The sequence below is a fragment of the Synechococcales cyanobacterium T60_A2020_003 genome (assembly GCA_015272205.1).
Taxonomy (GTDB): domain Bacteria; phylum Cyanobacteriota; class Cyanobacteriia; order RECH01; family RECH01; genus JACYMB01.
In genome coordinates this window covers 1-23,747 of the sequence record JACYMB010000308.1, presented here as the reverse complement: position 1 = coordinate 23,747, position 23,747 = coordinate 1, and the positions used below count along the sequence as shown (strand labels likewise).

Sequence of the window (23,747 nt, the reverse complement as noted above, 5' to 3'; positions counted from 1 at the left end):
TGAAGGAAACGCCTTATTCTCAATACGGTGTGCTTCTTGCTGTGACCAATTACGGATTTTCTATCTCAGTGCCATCGGTTGCCTTGTAGAAATACTTCAAGCCCAGGTCAATGCCAATGGCTTTACCTGTGGGCGGAATGGTTTCTTGTCGCTCAACTTTAAGACAGAACTGAGCATACTAGCCATCGGCTTTACGAACTACCCGAATCCGCTTAATTTGCGAAATCTGGTAGAAGTGCAAATCCTCGGCACCCATCAGCAAAAAGGTTCCAGCCTTGAAACCATCGGTGAAAGTGAGACGCTTCCGGTCTTCAGAAAGCTTCCAACCCGTTGTTTTGTACTCAACAGAGCGGCAATTCTTCTTGAATTTAGGAAAGCCCTTCTTACCCGGTTTCTTGGCTTTGCAGTTGTCATAGAACCTTTTGATAGCAGACCAAGCGCGTTCAGCACTTGCCTGTCTTGCCATCGAATTGAGCTTGCCGCCCATTCAAATTCCTTTGCCAATACAGCACAGAGCTTGGAGAGCGCGTATTGATCCACTCCTTTGTTATCCATCCAGTAGGGCACACACTTGTTGCGAACGAACTGAGCGGTTCTAATCGCATCATCAATCAATGCAAACTGAGTTGGATTTCCTCTGAGCTTGGTTTCTAGAACAATCATGCGAGGCAAGACTTAAATCTTATGAAAGTGTTTTACCACAAATAAGTACAGATGTATGCTATGCAAAGATTTTGGTTTGGTCCGATGGATTATTGTCCTTTTCCGCTCATCGCTGCAACGGACTTGAAAGGGGATTGCTACATCCCCGTGGATGAATCGCAGGGGCTTTGCAATCCCCTCTCAAACTCTCCCTTTTCGGTAAGATGGAAGACTGTAGGTTCGATTCCGGCATCATGACGATTACAGAGTTCTTCCAGCAAAGCGAAGGCAAGTGGTCTTCCCAGCGCACCACCCACGACTTGGCAACGAAGCAATCCATCGGCGGCAAATCCGATCTGTGGATTGATCTGCTGTCAACTGATGAACCCACCGTTGTTAGCCTCTGCCAGCAGGCCGGAGCCGACCTTGCCACGGTGCAAACGGCCTTTCGCGTGCGCTGGGAGGGACAGTTTGGCACGAAAGCGGAAAAAGGCTCCACATTGATGGTGGCGATCGCCGCTCCGGGTTCCACGACCGAAGGAACGCTCCTCAGTCAGCCCAGTAAACCGGGTGCAGCGCTCATCCAAACCCACTACAGCCTCGGCGAAGACGAAGCCTTAACCTTGGTGACGGAGCAGGATTCCGTCCATGCTGAAGAACGGATTTGGTACGCCAGCCCCAGTCTGCGCTTCCGCACCAGCACCATTAAACAGGCTGATGGCTTTAGCATGGCCTCTTTCTGTTCAGAAATCCGGATGGGGGGTGCCAAGCCTGCCCCAAGTCAGCAAGCAACGGCACAGGCGTAGCAAATCGGTATATCCTGTTCTATTGGAGAATATGGACACCAAGCCGAGGGAATCCGGTGATTGATCTGAAGCTGATACGCGAAAATCCAGACGAAGTACAGGCCTGCTTGCAGAAACGGGGAGATTATGATCTGGCCTCGGTCATCGAGCTAGATCGGCAAATCCGCGACATGGAAACGGAGCGATCGCAGTTTCAGGCTCGGAGTAACGAAATTGGTAAACTCGTGGGGCAAAAGATTAAATCCGGCACGGCCCCCAATGATCCAGACATTCAAGCGCTTCGGGACGAGGGCAATCAGCTAAAGACCAAAATCAGCGACATTGAGGCCACCGAGCGAACGGCCAGGGAATCCCTCGATACGCTGCTGATGGCACTGCCTAACTTGCCCAGCGATACCACCCCCCTCGGCGAAAGCGAAGACGATAACGTAGAGGTGCGGCGCTGGGGCGAGGAATACTTGCCCACCAATTCCGATATCCTTCCCCACTGGGAGATTGGCGAAACGCTAGGCATTTTTAACTTTGAGCGAGCCACCCGCATTGCCCAAAGCCGTTTTGTAGCCCTGATCGGTGTCGGTGCTGCTTTAGAGCGAGCGCTGATTCAGTTCATGCTCGATCGCCATACCCAGGCAGGCTATACCGAAATCATGCCGCCCTTCTTGATCAACACGGCATCCCTGACGGCTTCGGGGCAGTTGCCCAAGTTTGCCGAGGAAAGCTTCAAGTGCGATCGCGATGATCTGTGGCTGACGCCGACCGCCGAAGTTCCGTTAACCAGCCTCCATCGCGATGAAATTCTGAATGCGGAGGAGCTGCCCATTCACTACTGCGCCTATACTCCCTGTTTTCGGCGCGAGGCCGGAAGCTACGGTCGCGATACGCGCGGCTTAATTCGGCTACACCAGTTCAATAAGGTGGAAATGTACAAATTTGTGCATCCTGACACTTCTGAAGAGGAGCACGAGCGGATGACCCAAGACGCCGAAGCGATTTTACAAGCTTTAAAATTACCCTACCGGGTGATTGAACTCTGTACCGCCGATCTGGGATTCTCAGCAACGAAGACCTACGACTTGGAGGTGTGGCTACCCTCATCCGGTAAGTATCGCGAAATTTCCAGTTGCTCGAACTGTAAAGATTTTCAGGCACGGCGCGGTAATATTCGCTTTAAGGAAGCTGGGAAAAAGGGAACCCAGTATGTGCATACGCTGAATGGATCTGGCTTAGCCGTCGGGCGCACCATGGCCGCTATTCTGGAAAACTATCAAGAGTCGGGCGATCGCATCCGAGTTCCAGACGTACTCCAACCCTATCTAGGTCGTGAGGTTTTGAGCCTGTAACAGAGCAAACTAGCGTCCCGATGTCGCTCTGGTTGGTAATCCTACGGACAGGGATTCTTAATCAGAGTATGAAGTCCCAGTGATTATCTGGGAAAGCTTAGCGTCCTATCCGATTCAAGAGTAAAATTTGGAAAGTGAGACCGGAGCAAGCAGCGAAATTCGTAAAGGGTCTGTATCTTATTTACCTAAGAGGATGTTTTTTACCTAAGAGGATGTTTATCTAAAACGATGCTGCTTGCAAAGAGCAAAGGTCAAGATTGTTCTATAGCTGGACATTCCGGTCGAATATAGGGAAGGTATGCCAGAACGAAAGGAATTTTCCTTCTGTCTAACTTCCTGGTACATCTATCAAGGGTACGAATTTAGGTTAACCGCACGTGTTCCTTTGTCTGAGGCAAGAACTCTGGAATTTCGCGGGGGGTTGACGTTGATTGACACCCATTAAGCCATCTTCATCATGAGTCGCTCATCTCCTCAGATCAACACTGATAGACCACTGGGCGGACGCTACAAGATCGTTGGGCAACTGGGAGCAGGCGGTTTTGGTCAGACGTTCATTGCCGAGGATGTTCATTTGCCAGGGCATCCTCGTTGTGTCATCAAACAACTTAAGCCTCAGTCCACGAGCAGTAAGGCTCTGGAAATGGCAAGGCGCTGTTTCCATACGGAAGCGCAAGTTTTATACCAGTTGGGTATCCATGAGCAAATTCCGCGTTTGCTGGCTCACTTTGAGGAAGACAAAGAGTTTTACCTGGCTCAGGAATTTATTGAGGGCGAACCCTTAACGCCAGAACTGGTGAGTGGTAGGCCTTGGTCGGAGGCTCGTGCGGTTCGTTTGCTTAGGGACACGCTTGAGGTTCTGGCTTTTGTTCACCAGAAGCAGGTGATTCATCGGGATTTAAAGCCGTCAAATTTGATTCGACGCAGGTTAGATCATCGTCTGGTTTTGATTGACTTTGGCGCAGTGAAACAGGCAAGCACCCTTGCCGACCCAGAAACAGGCGTCACAGACGTTACGATTTCAATCGGGACTCAGGGATATATGCCGTCCGAGCAGGTTGCAGGGAAGCCACGGTTCAGCAGTGATGTCTACGCAGTGGGTATTTTAGGTATTCAAGCCTTAACAGGCATTCATCCGCGCTGTTTGGGAGAAGATGAGCGCGGCGAGATTGCCTGGTGGCATCGGGCTGAGCATGTGCGCCCAGAACTGGCCGAAATCCTAAATCAGATGGTGCGCTACGATTTTCGCGATCGCTACCCTACGGCGGTTGAAGCTCTAGAAGCCTTAGACGCCCTTGGCGTGATTGAAGAGACGGGCGACCCACCCTGTCATGATCCCATTTTGCCAGACACGATTGTGCAAATTCGGAGTGGTTCAGGTGGCACGGCAGCGAATGGCGATCGCCACTTTAATCCAGATGAATGGACGGCTGAGTCAGACCCGGTCTCAACTGCGCTTTGGGTTCCGACGACGGCTGACTTAGTGCCTCCGCCTGATGGCATCAACCGTCCTGTCCACCCTGTTCATGGGGCACTTGTAGGCGAGCAGGTTGATACCACGCCGCGACAGGAGTCCTCTGCGGTCAAAACCATTGCCTTTACCCCTGAACAGGTGTTGCGATCGCGGCCTGTGTTGACGGTAGCCGCCGCTGCGGCTCTGACGGTAGGCTTTGCTCTAACGATTACACGACCAGAATGGTTTGTGCAACTGGTGCAGGCGACTCCCCACCAGTACGCGGAGATCGGCTTAGGGAGCATTGAGCAACCTGCCGATCAAGTGACTACGGCGATTGATCCCCCGACACCAGACGAAGTTGCTTCTGACCTGGTACGCGAGGGCGACGCCCTGATGGAGCAACAAGCGTATGAGGATGCACTCAAGGTCTATAGCAATGCCACCAAAGTTGTGAGTGATTTTGCGGATGCCTACATTGGTCGGTGTCGGGCGTTAAATGCCCTGGGGCGTCCTGAAGAGGCTATTGTCTCGTGTAATGATGCGTTAGCGTATCGGCCCGGGGACGCCCACGCTCTCCTTAACAAAGGGAATGCCTTTGTGCAACAGGGCCGATTGATTGAAGCGTTGAAGCTGTATGAAGACGCGTTGTACTACGATTCGACAATCGTAGATGCTTGGGTAAAACGAGGGGCGACGCTGCAAGCCCTAGGGCGTTCAGCCGAAGCACTATCCTCGATTGATCAGGCGATCGCCCTAAACCGAGATCAGCCCGAAGCTTGGAGTGTCCGCGGTTTTGCCCTGTGGAATTTGCAGCGTTATGAAGAAGCGGTTGTCTCGATGGATAAAGCGCTCCAGCTTAACCCGAATGATCAAAAAGTCAAGGATTTGCGGGAAAATGCCCGCCAATTGCTGGGACGGTAGTAGGTTTGGAAACGCCCTTGCAGCCGCACCATACACGACTCCAAGGGCGCGAATCTAACCTGAGCTAGAAGATTAGGTAAAGCTCTCACAGCCAGCTTGCATCCACCCAGCCTCTGAACACCTTAGCTTAGCTAGCCAGGTAGCCGCGAACATTAGCCTTACGGCGACGCAGGTGATCGAGGGCTTGGCGCTCTAGCTGGCGTACCCGTTCACGGCTGATGTTCATCCGTTGCCCCACCTTCGCCAGGGACAACTCGTTACCATCGGTAAGCCCAAAGCGTAGGGTCAGCACTTCTCGCTGCTGCGGAGTGAGTTCTGCCAGCAGTCCTTCAATGTCCTGACGCAGCAGTTCGTGGGTGGTGTACTGCTCTGGAGAGGCTTTTTCATCCTCTAGCAGCTCTTGCAGTTCGGTATCCTGGTTATCGCCAATTCGCATATCCAGCGATACGGGCTGACGAGCAATTTGAAGATACTCACGAATTTGAGCGGGTTCCAGATCTAAAGACTCGCCGATTTCTGCCGGAGTTGGGGTGCGCCCCAACTGCTGCGCGAGTTCACGCTGAATGCGCTTAATTTTGTTCAGCTTTTCGGTAATGTGAATCGGCAAGCGGATGGTACGAGCCTGCTGGGCGATTGCCCGGGTAATGGCCTGACGAATCCACCAGTAGGCGTAGGTGGAAAACTTGTATCCTTTAGTCGGATCAAATTTCTCGACCCCCCGTTCTAGACCCAGCGTTCCTTCCTGGATTAGATCCAGAAATTCTAGGTTCCGCTTTTGATATTTCTTGGCGATCGCCACCACGAGGCGCAAATTTGCCTCAATCATCTTCTGCTTGGCACGCTGTCCAACGCGCATGACTTTCTTCAGCTCATCCTCTGAGAGGTTGGCGGCTTCTGCCCATTCAGCGTCCGTTGGGTCACGATCTAGCTTTTTCTGCAGTTTCTCTTGGAGACTCAGCAAATTCATCATCTGCTGTACTTGCTTACCGTAGATGATTTCTTGCTCATGGGTCAGCAGGGGAACTCGCCCGATTTCGTGGAGATAGGTGCGTACCATATCAGCGGTGAAGGCGGGTTTTTTGTTGGATTTGGCTTGGGTGTTTACAGTAGGCATAGGGAATACGCTGAACTCCGTTGAAACAATGCTGAGTTACAAAGCTCCGGCAGTGAAGCGAATAGGACTGCCAAGAGGGAAAACGAATTAGATGGATACAGGATCTACCCCAAGAGAGCAGACGTTAGGTGAATAGTGAATACGGATTAGGCTTTTGCCTCGAACTCTGCGCGAAGAGCGTTAATCCTTACAAACTTACGGAACCAGTACCAGACGACGAATGTATGCTGCGATCAGGAGTAAACAAAAGTGCTATCTACAAGTAGGGGCTAGCGAGGGTAATCAAACTCAACTACAAACCTTTCGTACTATGCCGACCCCATTCAGGTGCTTATGTTCCAAGGATGGCGATTCTGAAGTATAGATCAGGTGCGATCGCTCAATTTGAGTACTAGCAATGTGAACCTTAGGGAGCCTACAAATGCGAAGTCATTACGACTTTGATACCTTTATAGTATTACAAATTTAAGGCTTCGTAAAGCGACTGCGAGTCCTCCAGAAGAATGAATTTTCTGTATGATGAGCGTATCGGTTTCAGGTGAGTACATTCTTATCGTCTCGGATATTTTGAATGGAGAGGTTCGGTCACCCCCTCGCGAAAACCGAACGTTGCACCCTTCAAAACCCTAAATCAGCCTTGGCCGCCTGAGCCGCTTCCAGAACCCTGTCTGTAGACATGTCTTCCGGCGAGGAGTCTCCAATTTGAGCATAGAAAGTTTCATCATAGGGACGGGTACGTACCACTACGGGCATTGGCACAGCATGACCTAGAATCAAAGCTTGCTGTTTGGAATCCAGCTTCGCCAGGACGGATCGCAAACTTTGTCCGCCTGACACCCCCGTAAAAATAGCGTCAATATCTTTCTCATCGTTCAAGAGAGCTGTAATCCGGGTGCCAACCTGGGACATCACTTCGTTGTCAATACCGGAGGGACGCTGATCAACCACGAGTAAGGTGACAAAGTATTTCCGCATTTCGCGGGCAATGGTGCCAAAGATGGTCTGCCGGACAGTGGCGGGATCCAGGAATCGGTGGGCTTCTTCGATGGTGATGACCAACTGGCGCGGGCGATCGCAGGGATTTTTGGTTTGCAGAAACGTTTCTGCCTTTTGGACGTAGCTGGCGTGGATGCGGCGGGCAATCACATTGGTTGCCAGCATATAGGAGAGCATATTGGACTGAGAGCCAAACTCAATCACGACATGCTTGCCGGCCTCTAAGGATTCGAGAATTTGTCTAACGTAGTTGTGGGGACAGGTGTGGCGAATATATTTGAGGTCATCCAGGCGGGTAAGCTTGCGCTGCAATGCCATGATAGACGACTTGCTCCCCATCTTCACCTCGCAAAATTCCTGAATTTCGTCGTTACTCATGGCGAGGAGACGGGTAATCCAGGCTTTGCCAAATTCGTTGCGGAGGATGATCGCGTTCTCTAGGCTGGCTTCTGAGAGGTTCAATTCCCCGCGCACCAGCATTAGATCCTCAACATCAATTTGGTCATAGCTGATGTAGAGTTCTTGGGCATCGCGCACGCCGCGCCGTTTGGTTGAGGTGGGATCAAGGGTATAGATTTGCACCTGTCCTGGGAAGAGTTGACGCAGACCTTTAACGGTGCTGAACTGCTTGCCCTCCCGCGTGGCCTCCCATCCATACTCCGAGTGCATGTCGAAAATCAGGTTCACAGCCGCCTGCTTGCGAATGATCCCCGACAGCAGCAGTCGGGTCAGGAAGGATTTCCCGGTTCCTGATTTGCCGAACACGCCGTTGCTGCGCTCGACAAAGCGATCGAGATCGAGGCAAATGGGCACGTCCATATCAATGGGTTGCCCGATGGCAAAATTGCGGCGGTGGGGATCGTCTTCCCACCCAAACACGGCTCGGAAATCCCGCTCTGAGGCATCGTAGACCTGACTGAAGTGGGCGGGAATAGTTTTAACGGGGGACAGTTCGACACTGTTAGTCTGGGCTTCGTAGGAGGCGATCGCCCCATTCCCAGCACTTTTTTTCGATTTAGTTTTCGCCTGAGCGGTCAAATTCTCACCCAGCTTTGGGGTGAACATCAACATGGGAGTGAGGGAGATGGTGCCGTAGGTTCCGGTTCCGGCTAGAACCTCTTGCAGAAACGTGTTGCTGGGATCGGGAGGATTGGACACAATGCGGGAACTGGAGGTTCCCAGGGTGACATCGGTGAGCATGCTAAAGAAGCGCGATCGCACTCCATGAATCACTAAAAACTTGCCGACCCGCATATCTTCGACCAGCACATCGGGGTGCAGGCGCACTTCTAGCCCTTGACTGAGGGAACCTTGAATGACGGAACCTAACGGTTGTCCTGGAATCATAGCAGCAGCGCTTGGGGCGATCGCACGCCACCCGCATCACAACGTTCATCTGTTCTATTAGAACACTAGTTCTTGTAGCAATGCAAGGGGTTAGGACTGTCGGGATGCGAGAAAGGAACGCTTAACTGCGCGTTTGTTCCACGGTAACTAACACGATGAGTTGGGTGGTGTTTGAGGTTGGGAACGCTGCAAACCTTGAGAAATCCCAGTTTTTGGCTAAACAGGTAGCAAACGTTTCGTAGGCGGTACTGGCACTGGAAGATTTGTAAATTTGGGCGTCGGCGATCGCTCCGGTGGCATCGACCTGCACCTGAACGCTGACCGTTTCGCCTGCAAAATGCCGCACCTCCGGGACAAAGGGACAGGTGGCGATCGCCAAGCCCGATTGTCCGGTGGGGTCATAGATGAAGGTTTGGCGATCGCTCTGCTCCATAAACTCGACGCCGGATTCAGCCAGGAGCGATCGCACCCGCACGCTGGCAGTAATTTCAACGGGTTCGTTGGCTTCAGCAACGCTGATACTGGGTAAACTCGGTGCCTCTGATTGCGAATTGGAGGACGGATCGCCCGGAAAGGTGGACGGCAAGGCCGGAAGCGATGGCACGTTTGGGGCTAAGGCGGTGTTGGCGGGTGGAGGGGCGGGTGGCAGGGCTGGACTTGGGAGATTCGTCGTAGGCGGAGTAGAGGGTTCCAAAGCTTCGTTTGGCTTGTTTGCGGGTTGAACCTCTGTGGATGGAGACACTTCAGGGATTCGGGGTTCGGCCTGAGAAGACAGTGCAGGGGGTTCAGGAAGGGGGACAGAACTTGGGCTGGGGGCTGGGGCGATCGCCGCCACCTCTGGAACCGATGGCACCGGAGCAACTGGATTTGGAATAGGTATCACCTCAGAAATCGCCTCTGTATTGACTGAACTAGGGATTTCTAAGGTGGGTGAAGAATCTGCGGGGTTAGGCGGAGAATCGGTCAGCGGCGATTCGGTGACTAAAGGGGCTGGGTCTAACTCGATGAGTTCAACTGGGATAGACGATGGTGCTGGAGTGGATGATCGTTGTCCCAATAGCCCTACCCCTGCCAAAACACCCCCATGCAAGGCAAGGGATGCCGACGCTGCCAAGATCCATAGCCGCGAATTTCGTCGAGGGGTACGGGGGAATGCTGATCCAGAGTCCTTAGCCTTAGGGAAGGCAGCCATAGAGCCTTTTACACTAGAGCGGTATCGTGATTATTCAAAGAAGGGGTATAACTCAACCTATCCTTACTTCTATTGTGCGCGGTGCGGTCATCACGTGCAGACCCAAGTTCCAACCTCATGCAGCAGACGGATACCGATGTCTTAACGTACAGCTATAGCTTCAACACCTGAAATCACGGGTGTAGCCACCCCTCTCTCACTCAAAATTGATATGAGAGTCCTAATCGACCCAGCCTAAATCGACACTGTTCAGACGACTGGTAGATGTCGATTCATCCTCTGAGGTTGATGCGGGTTTTGGACTGAGAGCCTCAGTGGACATGCGGGGAAGGCCACCGGGTTGAATGTATATGCCAGGACGACGCTCAGGCGGCAACGGGGGCAACTTCTCGGTAGGCATTGGGGGCAGTCCTCTAGGGGCAGGTGGATGTGCAGGTGGATGCCCTAGATTTAGGGGTTTCGGAGCCACGGGAGGCGCAGGAACAGGCTTTGGAGCCGCTTTGGGAACTGAGGACGCTTTTACGGTCGATTGAAGCTGTTCATTCATTTCCGACAGCTTCAGAATCACGGTGCGGGCTTCTTCCAGTTCTTTTGTTAACTTCTGGATTGACTTTTGTTGCTCGCTGAGGGTGGTCTCTAGTTGCCCAACCTGCTTGCTGAGAGCGGTTTCGGCATCTTGAGCGGTTTTCAGAGCTATTTCTAAGGTTTGGATCTTGCTATCCAAGGACGACACGTCGTCTGAGGGAATAGGGGCGTCGGTAGAAGGCTCAGCATGTTCTGCAGTTGCGGACTCGCTGGGTGCTAGAGACTCAGATTGTGTAGATGGTGTGCTGGGCGATCGCCGCCGCGATGAACGACTCGATGATTTACGGGTCGTCGGCGTTGCCTTTTGCTGGGAGGGGGGAGACTCGGCCTCTGCGCCAGACTGGGCCGCATCAGGCGCAGTAGAATCTGTCGGCTCTAACGATTTCTCGGCTTCTGCACGCAACATGTCTGACAACCGTTTTCTAGCCATTACATCCTCCAATCCCTTTGAACTTCTTCGACAACACGACGATAATCAGCCTCGGCTTCCCGCGCATTTTTGCCGCGCCACTGCGTGATCGGTGTACCCTCTAATGCCGCCCGTTCATGGGCTTTATAGGCTCGAATAAACGCGTTACAGGCTGGAATACCAAGCTCTAGTAGTGTGTTTTGAGCTTCTAATGCTTCGCCCAAACTGCGGGGGTCAACCCGTGTCAGCAGTACGCGATGGTGAACACCGACCGGATGCACGGCTTCTTTGACGGTTTCAATGAGGGCAGCTAAATCCATCGGGGCGGGAGGTGTTGGCAGCAGCACATAATCTGCAACGGCGATCGCCGCTGTAAGAGCTTTGGAACCGAGGGCAGGCGGCGTATCTACCAACACCGTTTCATAGTCTTTGAGACTGGGCAGTTGCTTGAGCGTTTGCGGCTTTACCTCTTTGGTAAGGTCGAAGTCAAAGGGGCGATCGCTGTGCTCAATCCACCACGTCGCAGACCCTTGAGGATCTGCATCGACCAGCAGTACACGCCGAGTTTCTGCCAGAACTGCTGCTAAGTTAACGGCAGTTGTTGTCTTACCGACCCCACCTTTACCGTTCAGAACAACTACAATTCGCACTGAAGAGGACAACGCTAACACCAAACCACCTTCATCAACCACGCATCAATTAGCGCCTCAGCCATTGACTGCATTTAGATCTGCAAGCTGCTGACTTAGCTGACGTAACTGCCTACGATGCACACTATACCCCGTTGGGGTGTAATGGCTTTGATTGTAACGGGATTCCAGCTAATACCGAAACATATAGCAACAGTCTGGATACCCTATCTCGGTGCCATAAATTTCTTAGGTGTGGACGATCTGACTACAAGGGTGGGCGGACTTTTGCAGAAATAGGCACAACTAAGCGTATGACTATTGTTCGGGTAGTCCCAGAAAGTAGTGCAGAAGACTCGCTGGCGGCTGTGCAAGTGCTTTGTAGATTGCTGCTCCAGGCTAGCCTGATTGCGATTCCAGCTTATTTATTCTTGTTTATGATTGCGGTGCCGTTTGATATTAATGCTGGCGTAGAGCGGGGCTTGATTTTATCGACTCCCGTTCTTGAATTTGCGGTTGCAGCGGTTTTCTACTCTCTAGCCCTCTTAACAACGTTGTCCGATGGCGATCGCGACCATCCTGAAACCCTAATTCGTTTGAAAAATCGGGTGATTCATCGCAAAATGCGGCTGATTCTTTCGGGTTCAGCCCTGTTCCTTTGATGGGTATAGACAAGTTTAGCAAGCAGATTCTGTCACGAATCGGGCCTAGTGCAAAACTCGTCCCTACGCATCTTGAATGGATCGAAGAGGACGAGCGAGTTTAGCCGACACGCTCTGGTGCGGATCGAGAGTCCACGGCACAACTCGCCCCTGCATATCTTGAATGGATTGCTAACCGACCAGATTCAACGTCGTAAACGCCATCATAATTAAGGTATAGTGGTCGATCCCCTCGAAGGGGATTTGAGAATAAAGCTACACTGAAGCTTAGGGATATTTTTCAAGACACACTCGTGTAAGTCCCCACCTACTGCACCTATAGCCTCATGCATTAAGCACCAGGCAATCGAAAGGCAATTGATATGAAACAGTTTGGAACGACTCAACGACGCGATCGCACATTCACCAAGCGCTCTGGACGCCGATCGGCATCAGGAAAAGGAAAAGCGGTTGCAGCCAGCACAATTACGCTGGCCTGGATGATGCTCCAGAGTTTGACTCTGCCCAATCTAGCCCTCGCTCAGACTTCAGAAGAAGACAAAGGGCTGAGCTACAGTGAGCTAATTCAGAAAATTGAAGCGGGTCAGGTTGAGGAAATCAAAATTGATGAGGCTCGCAATGTTGCCGAAGTCACGCTAGCCAATCAGTCAGGCAGCGAGCCAGAGGAAGTACCCTTGTTTACGGGAGATGGCAACACCGAGTTGATTGAACTCGCTCGTGATAATGGAGTGGCTATTGAGTCGGTGCCGACGGCTGATAATGGGGCGGTGGTCTGGTTTATGACCCACCTCCTGCTGGCTTTCTTTGTGGTGCTGTTCTTCTTGATGCTGTTACGGCGATCGGCGAGTGCATCGGGACAAGCGATGAACTTTGGCAAATCCCGCGCCCGCTTTCAAATGGAAGCCAAGACGGGGGTGCTGTTTGACGACGTAGCCGGAATTGAGGAAGCCAAGGAAGAACTGCAAGAAGTCGTCACCTTCCTCAAGAATCCAGAAAAATTTACAGCGGTGGGGGCGCGGATTCCCCGGGGCGTGCTGTTGGTGGGCGCACCCGGAACTGGAAAAACGCTGCTGGCAAAGGCGATCGCCGGTGAGGCAGGTGTTCCTTTCTTCAGCATCTCTGGCTCGGAATTTGTAGAGATGTTTGTGGGGGTTGGGGCATCTCGCGTGCGTGACCTGTTTAAACGAGCGAAGGAAAATGCGCCCTGTATCGTCTTTATCGATGAAATCGATGCTGTGGGTCGGCAGCGGGGGGCAGGGATTGGCGGCGGCAACGATGAACGGGAACAAACCCTAAACCAGTTGCTGACCGAGATGGACGGATTTGAAGGTAACGCAGGCGTGATCATTATCGCCGCTACCAACCGTCCCGATGTGCTCGACTCCGCTCTGCTGCGACCCGGACGCTTCGATCGCCAAGTGATTGTGGATCTACCCAGTTACGAAGGCCGCATTGGGATTCTCAATGTCCATGCCCGCACGAAAAAGCTAGCGCCGGAAGTCTCGCTGGAAAACTTGGCGCGACGGACGCCGGGACTGTCCGGTGCGGATTTGGCAAACCTGCTAAACGAGGCAGCAATTCTGACGGCACGGCGTCGTAAGGATGCGATTACTCTGGCGGAAATTGACGATGCCTTCGATCGGGTCATTGCGGGGATGGAACGCACCCCCTTGGTAGACAGTAAGAAAAAGCGGCTGATTGCCTATCACGAGGTGGGTCACGCCATTGTCGGCACCTTAGTAAAAGACCATGAACCCGTCCAGAAAGTGACGCTGATTCCCCGTGGGCAAGCCTTAGGACTCACCTGGTTTACCCCTAGTGATGAACCGGGCCTAACGACGCGATCGCAGTTTATCGCACAGGTGATGACCGCCTTGGGTGGACGCGCCGCTGAAGACGTGATCTTCGGCCATGATGAAGTCACCACGGGAGCCGGAAATGACCTGGAGCAGGTTACGAACATTGTGCGGCGGATGGTGACGCTCTACGGCATGTCAGACCTGGGACAGTTTGCGATGGAAACCACAGGGAACGAGGTATTCCTGGGGCGTGACTTTACGAAGCAAGGCTCGGAATACTCCGAGGAGTTAGCTACTCGGATTGATCATCAGGTGCGCGAGATGGCGACTAAATGCTACGCCCAGGCGTGCGACATTATTCGTCAACACCGGGATCTCGTTGATGAATTGGCGGAGTTGCTGGTAGAACGGGAAACGATTGATGGAGATGAGTTCCGGCAAATCGTCGCTCAGCATACGGACTTGCCCAATGCGGCTACGGAACCACTAACCTCTGCCTCTGCCAATTAGCGATCGCCCCTAACCCCCCTCGATGTTCCGCCAGAACCCCGTACTCAGTGCGAGGTTCAAAACTGAGATTCCCTTGCTATAGTCTGGATATTGCTTATCTCTATTGCCCTCCCCCGTGGTTTGTCTATGGTTGCCGATGTTGTTGAAATCCTTTCGGCTGAAGAAGTGCGCCGCACCCTCACCCGCCTTGCCTCTCAAGTGATTGAACATGCGGGCGATTTATCAAAACTGGTGCTGTTAGGGATTTACACGCGCGGTGTGCCGTTGGCGAAACTCTTAGCCCAGCAGATTGAAACCCTGGAACAGACTTCGGTGCCGGTGGGCGCTCTGGATATCACGTTTTATCGGGATGATTTGGATCAAATTGGCATTCGGACTCCGGCCAAGACCGAAATACCGTTCGATCTCTCCAATAAGATTGTGGTGCTGGTTGATGATGTGATTTACAGTGGACGCACGATTCGGGCAGCCCTCAACGCAGTAAACGACTACGGCAGACCAGAAAAAATTTGGCTGGTGGCCTTGGTGGATCGGGGTCATCGTGAATTGCCGATTCATCCAGACTTTACCGGAAAAACCTTACCGACCTCTCGCGACGAGAAAGTAAAAGTGTATCTCCAGTCTTTGGATGGACGGGATGCGGTGGAGTTGATCAAGCCCTAAAGAGGAGCGATCGCCATCCAAACGGATTGCTTTCAGATTTCATAACATGGTGTGGAACGACGCAGTTGTTTCCGAATGCGTACAGTACCATAGGGAATACACAAAGATTTGTTAAGACATTTGCCAGGATTGACAGTGTCTATTGCCTATTTATTGGTTTCTCACGGTAGCCGAGATTTACGTCCGTACCGGGCAATGCAAAATTTGGCCGTGCAATTGCGGGAACGGCTCCGGTTGCCTACGGTCTCTGGGTTGAAGTCTCCGATCGCTCAAAAAGTATGGACTCCGGTCATGGAGCCTCTCATTGGCATTGCCACCCTAGAGCTTTCCCGTAAATCCCTGGCCAAACAGATTCAAGCCTTTAGCGATCGCGCCGCTGCCTCTCGCTACAGTGTGGTGCGGGTGATGCCCCTGTTTCTGTTGCCGGGGGTGCATGTCATGGAGGACATTCCCCGGGAAGTCGCCCAAGCGCAGGATAGATCTCGTCTTCCGATTCAGATTTGTCCGTATTTGGGAAGCCATCCAGCGATCGCCCAGACCCTGGCGGAAGGCACGTTTACGATGAACGTCACCCGTCTATTGTTGGCGCACGGCTCCCGTTATCCTGGGGCCAATCAACCCATCGAGGCGATCGCCCAACAACTGAATTCGGAAACGGCCTACTGGGCGATCGCCCCTAGTTTAGAATCAAAGATTACGGCGTGTGTGGAGCAAGGCTGTCAAACTATCGATATCCTGCCGTACTTCCTATTTCGGGGCAGTACCACGGATGCGATCGCCCAGAAAGTCGATCAGTTGCAAAGCCAATTTCCGTCCGTTACCCTGCACCTATCGCCACCCCTGGGGGTAAAGTCTACAGCGGTGGATTTGGTGTTTGATCTGATCACCCAGCCGGAACCAGAACCCGAATCGCCTTGAGTTTCTGAGCTCGCTTGATTTGGAACGTTTGCTGCTCTTTATCCTCACGATCATTGCACTATGACCCATCCTCAATCCCCACCATCCATTGGCAAAGTCTATTTAGTTGGGGCGGGGCCTGGGGATCCGGGATTAATGACGCTTAAGGGAAAGGCGTTGTTGGAATGTGCGGATGTAGTAGTCTACGATGCCCTTGTGAGCGCACCGATCTTGAGCATGATCAACCCAGAGGCAGAACGCATCAACGCCGGAAAACGCCGAGGGCAGCACTCCCTGATGCAGGACGAAACGACCCAGCTTTTGATTGATAAAGCCCAGTCCCACGCCATCGTGGTGCGCCTGAAGGGGGGCGACCCTTTTGTATTTGGGCGCGGCGGCGAAGAGATGGAGGATTTGGTAAAAGCGGGAGTGGCGGTGGAAGTGGTGCCGGGAATTACCGCTGGCATTGCGGCTTCGGCCTATGCGGGGATTCCCCTCACCCACCGAAACTATAGTTCTTCGGTTACCTTTGTCACGGGTCACGAGTCGGCTGGAAAGTATCGTCCTACGGTGAATTGGCAGGCGATCGCCCAAGGTTCAGAAACCATCGTCATCTACATGGGCATTCATAACTTGGCACATATCATCGGCGAACTCCAAGCCGGAGGGCTGCCCGCCGAAACTCCGGTTGCCCTGGTGCGATGGGGAACCCGTCCCGAACAGGAAGAGCTAATCGGCACGATAGGAACCATTGTGCAGCAGGTCGAGGCAACGGGATTCCGGGCACCCGCGATCGCTGTGATTGGCTCCGTGACAGAACTCTATGGTCAGTTGCCGAAGCCAGAGGGGATAGCCGTTGTCAATGCGATCGCCCTGCGGGACTAGCAGACTCATCATGGGAATCGGTGCGATCGCTCCCGAACTCTGGTTAGGGTCGGTAGGGATGAATATTGCAGTAGTAGGACTCGGTGTTTGGGCGATCGCCCGTCGTGGCGGATGGTCATTTTGGCGCGATCGCATCCTGTACGGGCAAACCTTATCGGATGAACGGGTTCAGAGTATGTCTTCCTATATCCATCGGCGCAGTCAACTGGATTTGCTACCGATCCAGCCCTCGGACATCGTGTTTGTGGGTGACAGCCTTACCGAGGGTGGCGAATGGTCAAACTGGTTCCCGACCGTTTCCATCTGCAATCGCGGCATTAGTGCCGATACCACCACAGGCGTGCTGCGTCGTCTTGACGCCATTGTAGACAGTACTCCCCGGAAGCTGTTTCTGATGATCGGCATTAACGATCTCATCAATCAAGGCAAAACGCCAGAGCGGGTTTTGATGCACTACGAGCAGATTTTGAAGGTTGCTAAAGAGCGATCGCCCCACACGCAAATCTACATCCAAAGCGTGCTACCCATTGTCGATTTTCCCCGGGTCAAAGCACTCAACCAAAAGGTCGTAGCACTCAATCAGGGACTCCAACGGTTAGCCACTCAGTTTACCTGCACCTACATCGATTTGCACCCCATGTTTTTAGAAGGTGACTCCTTGAGTCGGGACTATACGAGTGATGGCGTGCACCTCAACGGAGCAGGCTATGCCCTTTGGGTTGAGAGGATTCGCGACGACGTTCAGGCTTCCATCTCCAAATAACTGAAGCAGTTAGGATAATAAAGATCCTTTGTCTATCTTTCTATGGATTTCATCATCCTCTGGGTCGATGATCTCGATGCTGATGAACGCCTCGATCGCTGGCTATCGGCGCAGCTTCCCGATCTCTCCCGTGCCCGGATTCAAAAGCTAATCGATCAAGGTCAGGTGCAATTGAATGATCAGCCCTGTACCGTTAAGAAACGACTCGTGCAAGAGGGCGATCGCATCTCGCTCACCATTCCCGATCTTGAACCGCTCCACCTCACGCCCGAACCGATTCCCCTCGACATCCTCTACGAAGACGATCACCTGATCATTCTCAACAAACCGTCGGGGATGGTGGTGCATCCGGCTCCGGGGCACTCGTCGGGAACGTTGGTGAATGCGCTGCTGGCTCACTGTGGCGATCGCCTATCGGGGATTGGCGGCGTGCAGCGTCCCGGTATTGTCCATCGGTTGGATAAAGATACCAGTGGGGCGATCGCCATTGCCAAGACCGATGCCGCGTGTCAGGCGTTGCAGGATCAGTTTCGCGATAAAACTGCCGGGCGGGAATACCTGGCGATCGTGTTTGGTTCCCCAAAAGAAAACGAAGGCACGGTGGATCAACCCATTGGTCGGCATCCGGTGGATCGCCTGAAGATGGCGATTGTTCCAGAGGAAAAAGGGGGGCGATCGGCGATCACCCTCTGGCAAGTGGAGGAGCGATTGGGGAACTACACGGTGATGCGCTTTCGTCTAAGAACTGGACGGACGCATCAAATTCGGGTTCATACGGCCTTTTTAGGGCATCCCGTTGTTGGCGATCCGCTGTACAGTGCGAATCGATCCGTTGGCGTAAATCTGAACGGTCAAGCACTCCATGCGGAAAAACTGCGGCTGCGGCATCCGGTCACGCAGGAGTGGATTGAGGCGATCGCCCCCCTTCCTGAAGAGTTTTTGCGATTACGAGCCGTTCTCCGGAAGCGCGCCGTTTCGTAGTTTACCGTGAAAGAAACGAGCAAAGGAGATTGCACATGAAACCAACTCGTTGGGTAAGAATCGGAGTTGCCCTAGGGGCGATCGCCTCACTGCAAGGCTTTGGCTCTCCAATAGTCTGGGCACAAGACAAGGGTCCACAGTCTGAAACCATTCTTCTCAGCGTGGAAGGCGTGCTAGAAGACGGAGACAACACAATTCCGATGGATGGTAGTCTCTACGATGACCATACCTTTGACGGTAACGCCGGAACCCAGGTCACGATCACCCTTGAAAGCGACGAGTTTGACCCCTATCTCCTGGTCTTTACGCCTACGGGAGAACTGCTTGACCAAAACGACGATGTGAGTGAAGGGGATCTAACCGCTCAGCTAGTTCTGACATTGCCTAGTAGCGGAACCTATACGGTATTGGCGAATGCCTTCGATGCTACCGGACGCGGTCAGTACACGCTCACCGTGAGTCAAGATACAGCCGAAGAAATAACGGTACAGTCGGACACCTCAGTGAATTTTGGAGACTATATCGGCCTTACCTTCACAGGAGCCCCGCCCGGACAATCGTCATCGTTACCTGGAAATCCAACCCATCTGGGAGGCTGGATAATCGTGCCTGAGGAAAACATGAGTCCGAACGATCTAAACTTTGGAGTCAATAATGTCCTCGCCCAAGAGACTCTAGTGTTCCTATTCTCCGAAGTGATCGGCTACGAAGACGACGGACGGGCCATCTGGAAGGTTCTGGATGTGACGAGGGTGCCTGCCGAGAACCTAGCACTCAATGAATCCCATCGGGGAGACTACTTCCCCACCTCTGGCTGTTTGCTGAACGGAACCGCCGATCCGGAGGTATTCGCGATTGTGCGGACGGAGGATCAAGAGTTTTTCTCGGATATTCAGCAAGCATGGCGGGCAAATCGACAGACGCTAAGCCTGGAATCCCTTCCAGTCGAGGGAATTCGCTGTGCTAATCCAGGTTGGGGCGTGTAGGTGATTGAGCGTCCTGGCGTAGAATACCCATCCATGCGCCAAGCCACAGACTTCTCTGATTAGTGTCCCTGAATCGGTTGATTCTAAGTACAAAAACCGGACAAATCTGTGGCTGCTAAGTCTACTGGCGTAAACTTGAGAATTTCAGATCTCTAGGAGAGATTGAAACCTTATTTACGGTAGGGAACCGAGCTAAGGCTAATGTTTTGAGCTGATACGCGGGGCGTTGGATTGCCTTTGGCGCTCGATAAACCACGAGCCATATCTAGGAAGATAGCAGGGTTGCCAGCGCTGACCATTTTCTCTTGGGGAGTAAAACGGCGAACCTGATTTTGCCAAATCAGTTGAGGGAAGCCTAATTGGTTGCGATGGGATTCACCGTAGCGAGGCGTCTTGAGGTTAAACGGAGTTTCACCCTTCTCACGCTGGGGCAATAGCCGACGACGCTGATACGGAACGGTGTTGTATCCAAAATTAGTCAGATACTCATCGCTGTCGAGCAGATCGTCAATGAAGCCTTGCAGACCTTTGTTGGCAATCACAATTGACCATGCAATCTTCTCGCGCTCGTTGTATACGTCGCGACCTAGAACCCGCTGAACGCAAAGCTCAGCGAAACGATAGTTGTTATTGGTGTCAAAGTTGCGACGACGGAAGGTGTCAGAAATCAGTAGACCGCGAATGAAGTCACGAACTGTGATTTGACCGTTCCGAAGCTGAGACTCAAGGGCAACCTGACGATTGCTCTTCAGAATTTGGTGCTCGCTAAAAATTTGGCGATAGGCAGCCCAGATCAGCTCATCCATGTCTGAACCGAAGCGGAGATCATCTGTTGAATAAATTTTGGGTTTTTCTTCAGACGCTACTTCAAATCCGGCCACGCGTTGATTCTGGCTGGTAGGCGTATAACTAAGCAAAGGCAGAGCCACGTCAGAACCTCCGTAGGTTTTATTACGATACTTTTACAAAAGCTCGATTCTAATCATAAGGGAGGAGGTTGCTTTAGTCTGAGAAATCCTTACACAGTGTAACAATGGTCGGGAATTTGTTAAGAGTGGGGGAGTAGGGGAGGAAAGAGATGACGAGAGAAACGAACTTAGAGAACTCCTGCTCATCCCCCCATCACCTCTTCACTCCTACAAATTCAGCCACCCAAACCAAGAGAGGATCGTGGCGATCGCCAGCAGTCCTACAAAAGCCGCTCCTCCGTAAGCGATCGCTGCTCCTAGCGTCCGCACAGGTTGGGGATAGGGAGGTTTTTGCCAATCCCAACGGTAGCCTTGACCCGATCCACCTTCAAAGTTGTGGCCAAGGTCTACAAGCTTCTGGCGATAGTCGGCGTCGTAGCGGGGCATCCGAGCAAAGGGAAGTTCGCCCGAAATTTGCTGGGGCAAGATGCGTCGCCGCTGATAGGGAACAGTATCGTTGCCAAACTGGGTCATGTATTCGTCGCTGTCTAGCAAGGCATCAATAAAGCCGTAGAGACCTTGGGTGGCGAGAACGGTTGACCAGGCAAATTTTTCGCGATCGCTGTACACGTCACGACCCAGCAAACGCTGAATACACATTTGCACAAACCGATAGTTGCTATTGGGAGCATAGTTGCGATCGCGGAAGGTGTCTGAGGTTGCGAGTCCCCGAATAAATTCGCGAACAGTAATCAGACCGTGCTTAAGCTTGGACTCTAAAAGAATTTGGCGATTATGGACTAAAAGTTGTTGTTCATTAAAGACTTGGCGATAGGCGGCCTGAATCAAGGTTTCTAATTCGCTGCTGGAATGGCAGTTATCGGTGGTGTAAATGCGAGGGTATTCATCACCGGGAACCTCAAAACTAGCCACCCGCTGGTTTTGGCTTGTGGGGGCATAATCTAGCAACGGTAAAGTCATACAAATTCTCCAACGTAAACAGCAGAACGAGCATCAGGGGCAGAACCCGCTGATCTATGGAACTCGCTGACTAGGTATACCTGCTTAGTCGAGTACTGTTTAGCCTAGAAGATTCATGGGAGCATGTCGGGCTTTCTTGACAATTGCTCATAATCAGAAATATTTGTTTGTAAAATTCCTCAGAATTGAGGGCGATCGCTCACCCCCGCAACCAGAAAGCGTGGGGATCGACCGTGGACTGACAGGGCGGCCACTGGCGCAAGAGGCGCGTTTCGCTCAGGGATGCGGGTGGTGGTTCTAAGCCCAGACCCAGGCAAAGATGGGTCATGATGTCGCGGAAGCGATCGTCATGACCGGGCGATCCAACTTGGGCATGGGCGACTTCGTGGGCGACGAGTTTACGCCAATCCTGCGGCACGACTCTCCCTGGATCCACCAAAATACTGATGGGACTGGTGAGTACATTGCAAATAGCATCGACTTGGTACTCCGGGTTGAGCGGAGTTGCAAAGACTTGGATAATTTGCCGTTCCTCAGGATGAAAGCAGGCTTGGCAAGCCGCCACGTAGGTTGCAAGCTGTTCATTGAGGATGCCGATGTGATTGCCCAGCCAGCGGCATAGGCGCATTTGATCGTTCGGATGCGGTGGAATGGCAATCATAGCTGGCTCCAAGGCTAAACTCTGAAGCCATCGCAGATAGGTTACGCCGCGAGTAACCGGATCGGCCTGAACGCCCGACTGGGGAAGATCACCAGCCCCAAATGGAATAAAAGGGTACGTCGGTTGAACCATGCTGGGCAAAAGCAGATGGGGAGTGACTGGCAATTCCAGTGGGATCATCGAGACGAGTTTCGGCGCAGAAGGAGGCGGTATTAAAACCGCCAAACCGCTTCACGGTACTGGTTCGTAGGCGGAGATTGGGATTAGGAAACCAAAAGCGCTCCACAGAACTCATGGTTTCATACTCGGTAATCAGGATCAGACCGTCGGCATCGTCTACGATGAACTGCCCAACAACTGGAACGATTTCGGCATAGCCTTGTTCGCGCAGCAGCAACCCTTTGCGGGGGTTATCGGCATCGGGCACTAAGGCAAATCCCGTTTCTCCCTCGTGAGCCTCTCCCTCAGCGTCCCACTCCATTGATCCCTGCCAGCGGACGAAGGCTCCGCCAACGGCTAGGGTTGAGTCAATGTCGTGCATTTCGCAAATGGAGATGATTTTTTCGTCCGTGGCGTCTAGGGTTTCTGCGAAGATTTCCAGATCTCCCATTTCGGTACGCCGAAACGGAAGATGGTGGGTTGTGCGCTGCGATCGCCACCGTCCGGCACTTAGCCGGAAAAAGTCCATAACCTCCATACCCGATTCGTCTATCCGTAATGTATAAGTAGCCGTCTTTCTACTTTACGACACTGCGATCGCACTACTGCAACTGAATCTCGGCATGGACAATGTCCGGCGCACGCTTGAGGGTAAAGCCCACCTTCTCACACACCCGCTGCATGGGCAGATTTTCCGCTAAAATTTCCGCCACAATCCGCTCTAGGTGTTCATCCCGACCAATCTGAACCAGGCGACGGAGCATTTCGGTTCCTAGTCCTTGTTTTTGGTAGGAATCGCGTACGAGCATTGAAAACTCTGCCTCGTTAAGACCGTGTTGCTTGCTCAAGCGACCTGCCGCCAGGATTTGGGTTTGTCCGGTTTCGGGATCGGTGTACTCGGCCACAAGCGCCATTTGGCGATCGTAATCAATGAAGCAAATCCGAGTCAGGCGTTCGTGGGCAATACGACGGCTCAGCTTCATAGCACCAAAGTATCGGAAATAGACGCTTTGCTCGGACAGGGTTTCGTGAAACTGAACGATTAGCGGTTCATCCTCCGGGCGAATCGGGCGGATCATCACCTCATGGCCATCGCGCAGCGTCCAAGGCTGAGCGTACTGAATCGGGTAGGGGCGAATCGCTAACTGGGGTCTGGGTTGTCCCGGTTCCTGAAGCACGACACGGGCATCGAGAGCAACTAGAGACGAATCGGAAGCCTGATCCGACAGCGGACGAGCCAGGAGGGGATTGATGTCAATTTCCCGAATTTGGGGCTGTTCAACGATGAGCTGACTGAACGCAACCAGCAACTTCTCAAGCTGATCGAGATCGACAGGTTTCCGTCCTCGTGTTCCCTGGAGGGCTTTATGGATCTGGGTTTGCTCAATGGTGCGGCGTGCCAATGTTGTTGTCAGCGGCGGAAGGGCGATCGCCCGATCGCGGAAAATTTCAACC

Annotated in this window: 22 protein-coding genes; 11 read left to right on the top strand and 11 right to left on the bottom strand. The window is 52.7% G+C overall.

The window, feature by feature from the left end; genetic code table 11:
• Nucleotides 1–178: 178 nt before the first annotated feature.
• Nucleotides 179–487 carry a hypothetical protein gene (locus tag IGR76_15300; GenBank protein ID MBF2079839.1) on the bottom strand — a complete coding sequence of 103 codons (309 nt, stop codon included), beginning with the start codon at nucleotides 485–487 and terminating at the stop codon, nucleotides 179–181.
• Nucleotides 488–896: 409 nt separating this feature from the next.
• Between IGR76_15300 and IGR76_15295 the strand changes: the two genes are divergently transcribed.
• The 3 genes from IGR76_15295 (at nucleotide 897) to IGR76_15285 (ending at nucleotide 5,165) form a co-directional block, all read left to right on the top strand.
• Nucleotides 897–1,448, top strand: a complete 552-nt coding sequence (locus IGR76_15295) for a phycobiliprotein lyase (GenBank protein MBF2079838.1) — start codon at nucleotides 897–899, stop codon at nucleotides 1,446–1,448.
• A 56-nt stretch (nucleotides 1,449–1,504) separates the two neighbouring features.
• Nucleotides 1,505–2,788 (top strand): serine--tRNA ligase, encoded by a 1,284-nt coding sequence (gene serS / locus IGR76_15290; protein MBF2079837.1) that lies wholly within the window; start codon nucleotides 1,505–1,507, stop codon nucleotides 2,786–2,788.
• Nucleotides 2,789–3,245: 457 nt separating this feature from the next.
• The gene (locus IGR76_15285; protein ID MBF2079836.1) at nucleotides 3,246–5,165 is read left to right on the top strand and encodes a tetratricopeptide repeat protein; all 1,920 of its coding nucleotides are present in this window, start codon (nucleotides 3,246–3,248) and stop codon (nucleotides 5,163–5,165) included.
• 127 nt (nucleotides 5,166–5,292) lie between these two features.
• Here IGR76_15285 and IGR76_15280 read toward each other — a convergent pair whose 3' ends face one another.
• The 5 genes from IGR76_15280 to IGR76_15260 all read right to left on the bottom strand — a co-directional run bounded on the left by IGR76_15280 (nucleotide 5,293) and on the right by IGR76_15260 (nucleotide 11,470).
• Nucleotides 5,293–6,279, bottom strand: a complete 987-nt coding sequence (locus tag IGR76_15280; protein MBF2079835.1) for an RNA polymerase sigma factor, RpoD/SigA family — start codon at nucleotides 6,277–6,279, stop codon at nucleotides 5,293–5,295.
• A gap of 618 nt (nucleotides 6,280–6,897) precedes the next feature.
• On the bottom strand, nucleotides 6,898–8,622 hold the full coding sequence (locus tag IGR76_15275) for a DUF87 domain-containing protein (GenBank protein MBF2079834.1): 1,725 nt from the start codon (nucleotides 8,620–8,622) through the stop codon (nucleotides 6,898–6,900).
• A 121-nt stretch (nucleotides 8,623–8,743) separates the two neighbouring features.
• Nucleotides 8,744–9,814, bottom strand: coding sequence for a hypothetical protein (locus IGR76_15270; GenBank protein ID MBF2079833.1), 1,071 nt, complete (start codon nucleotides 9,812–9,814; stop codon nucleotides 8,744–8,746).
• Nucleotides 9,815–10,034: 220 nt separating this feature from the next.
• Nucleotides 10,035–10,829 carry a hypothetical protein gene (locus tag IGR76_15265; protein MBF2079832.1) on the bottom strand — a complete coding sequence of 265 codons (795 nt, stop codon included), beginning with the start codon at nucleotides 10,827–10,829 and terminating at the stop codon, nucleotides 10,035–10,037.
• Nucleotides 10,829–11,470 carry a ParA family protein gene (locus IGR76_15260; protein ID MBF2079831.1) on the bottom strand — a complete coding sequence of 214 codons (642 nt, stop codon included), beginning with the start codon at nucleotides 11,468–11,470 and terminating at the stop codon, nucleotides 10,829–10,831. The genes IGR76_15265 and IGR76_15260 overlap by 1 nt, the downstream gene beginning before the upstream one ends.
• Nucleotides 11,471–11,751: 281 nt before the next feature.
• Here IGR76_15260 and IGR76_15255 point away from each other — a divergent pair, with 281 nt between their 5' ends.
• The 8 genes from IGR76_15255 to IGR76_15220 all read left to right on the top strand — a co-directional run bounded on the left by IGR76_15255 (nucleotide 11,752) and on the right by IGR76_15220 (nucleotide 19,583).
• The gene (locus IGR76_15255; GenBank protein MBF2079830.1) at nucleotides 11,752–12,099 is read left to right on the top strand and encodes a hypothetical protein; all 348 of its coding nucleotides are present in this window, start codon (nucleotides 11,752–11,754) and stop codon (nucleotides 12,097–12,099) included.
• A gap of 479 nt (nucleotides 12,100–12,578) precedes the next feature.
• Nucleotides 12,579–14,408: an ATP-dependent zinc metalloprotease FtsH gene (ftsH, locus tag IGR76_15250; GenBank protein MBF2079829.1), complete on the top strand. Its 1,830-nt coding sequence runs from the start codon at nucleotides 12,579–12,581 to the stop codon at nucleotides 14,406–14,408.
• Nucleotides 14,409–14,534: 126 nt separating this feature from the next.
• Nucleotides 14,535–15,071, top strand: a complete 537-nt coding sequence (pyrR, locus tag IGR76_15245) for a bifunctional pyr operon transcriptional regulator/uracil phosphoribosyltransferase PyrR (GenBank protein MBF2079828.1) — start codon at nucleotides 14,535–14,537, stop codon at nucleotides 15,069–15,071.
• A 135-nt stretch (nucleotides 15,072–15,206) separates the two neighbouring features.
• A complete protein-coding gene (locus IGR76_15240; protein MBF2079827.1) occupies nucleotides 15,207–15,989 on the top strand; it encodes a sirohydrochlorin chelatase in 783 nt (260 codons plus the stop codon).
• Between the two features lie 60 nt (nucleotides 15,990–16,049).
• A complete protein-coding gene (gene cobA, locus IGR76_15235; protein ID MBF2079826.1) occupies nucleotides 16,050–16,853 on the top strand; it encodes a uroporphyrinogen-III C-methyltransferase in 804 nt (267 codons plus the stop codon).
• Nucleotides 16,831–17,616, top strand: a complete 786-nt coding sequence (locus IGR76_15230; protein MBF2079825.1) for a G-D-S-L family lipolytic protein — start codon at nucleotides 16,831–16,833, stop codon at nucleotides 17,614–17,616. Before cobA ends, IGR76_15230 begins: the two co-directional genes overlap by 23 nt.
• Nucleotides 17,617–17,658: 42 nt before the next feature.
• Nucleotides 17,659–18,597 (top strand): RluA family pseudouridine synthase, encoded by a 939-nt coding sequence (locus tag IGR76_15225; protein MBF2079824.1) that lies wholly within the window; start codon nucleotides 17,659–17,661, stop codon nucleotides 18,595–18,597.
• 35 nt (nucleotides 18,598–18,632) lie between these two features.
• Nucleotides 18,633–19,583, top strand: coding sequence for a PPC domain-containing protein (locus IGR76_15220; GenBank protein MBF2079823.1), 951 nt, complete (start codon nucleotides 18,633–18,635; stop codon nucleotides 19,581–19,583).
• Nucleotides 19,584–19,753: 170 nt separating this feature from the next.
• Here IGR76_15220 and IGR76_15215 read toward each other — a convergent pair whose 3' ends face one another.
• The 5 genes from IGR76_15215 to IGR76_15195 all read right to left on the bottom strand — a co-directional run.
• Nucleotides 19,754–20,512 carry a phycobilisome rod-core linker polypeptide gene (locus tag IGR76_15215; GenBank protein ID MBF2079822.1) on the bottom strand — a complete coding sequence of 253 codons (759 nt, stop codon included), beginning with the start codon at nucleotides 20,510–20,512 and terminating at the stop codon, nucleotides 19,754–19,756.
• A gap of 207 nt (nucleotides 20,513–20,719) precedes the next feature.
• Nucleotides 20,720–21,472, bottom strand: coding sequence for a phycobilisome rod-core linker polypeptide (locus tag IGR76_15210; protein MBF2079821.1), 753 nt, complete (start codon nucleotides 21,470–21,472; stop codon nucleotides 20,720–20,722).
• A gap of 199 nt (nucleotides 21,473–21,671) precedes the next feature.
• Complete coding sequence (locus IGR76_15205; GenBank protein MBF2079820.1) at nucleotides 21,672–22,241, bottom strand: hypothetical protein; 570 nt, start codon at nucleotides 22,239–22,241, stop codon at nucleotides 21,672–21,674.
• Nucleotides 22,222–22,830, bottom strand: coding sequence for a phycobiliprotein lyase (locus tag IGR76_15200; GenBank protein MBF2079819.1), 609 nt, complete (start codon nucleotides 22,828–22,830; stop codon nucleotides 22,222–22,224). The genes IGR76_15205 and IGR76_15200 overlap by 20 nt, the downstream gene beginning before the upstream one ends.
• 64 nt (nucleotides 22,831–22,894) lie before the next feature.
• A partial coding sequence (locus IGR76_15195; protein ID MBF2079818.1) for a GNAT family N-acetyltransferase occupies nucleotides 22,895–23,747 on the bottom strand: 853 nt, incomplete at its 5' end.